Here is a 659-nt window from a genome sequence, read left to right as displayed (position 1 = left end):
CATATGCCCTTTATTGGCGCGGTCGGACCAGCCTTTTTCGGTAAAAAAACCATGGAAGAGGTGGCGGCGATTAAAGACATCGGCAGCTACTTTGACCGCGCTGAATACATCAAGTGGCAGGCGTTCCGCGACAGCGATGATGCCCGCTATATCGGCCTGACGATGCCGCGTGTGTTGGGGCGTCTGCCCTACGGCCCGGATACCGTGCCGGTACGCACGTTTAACTATGTCGAAGAGGTCGCCGGGCCGGATCACACGAAATATTTGTGGACCAACGCCGCATTTGCGTTTGCCGCCAACCTGGTCAGGAGCTTTGTCAGCAATGGCTGGTGTGTGCAGATCCGCGGGCCGAAAGCGGGGGGCGCGGTCACGGATTTACCGATCCATCTCTACGATCTGGGGACCGGTAATCAGGTCAAAATTCCGTCAGAAGTGATGATCCCAGAAACCCGCGAGTTTGAATTCGCCAATCTGGGGTTTATGCCGCTCTCGTACTACAAAAACCGCGATTATGCCTGCTTCTTTTCGGCCAATTCGGCGCAAAAACCGGCGTTGTACGACACGAATGAAGCCACGGCCAACAGCCGTATCAATGCGCGTCTGCCCTATATCTTTCTGCTGTCACGGATTTCCCACTATCTGAAGTTAATCCAGCGGGA

General features: G+C 55.1%; 1 protein-coding gene. It reads left to right on the top strand.

Features of this window, described 5'->3' with window-relative positions; all coding sequences use genetic code 11:
• Positions 1-659, top strand: a 659-nt coding sequence (gene tssC, locus ABR397_RS23055) for a type VI secretion system contractile sheath large subunit (RefSeq protein ID WP_350307740.1), incomplete at both ends; no start/stop codon positions are given.

It is taken from the genome of Photorhabdus viridis, from assembly GCF_040256935.1.
In the GTDB taxonomy this organism is placed as follows: Bacteria; Pseudomonadota; Gammaproteobacteria; order Enterobacterales; family Enterobacteriaceae; genus Photorhabdus; species Photorhabdus viridis.
Note: the sequence above shows the minus strand (reverse complement) of the source record. Positions and strands in the feature narration are given on the sequence as shown.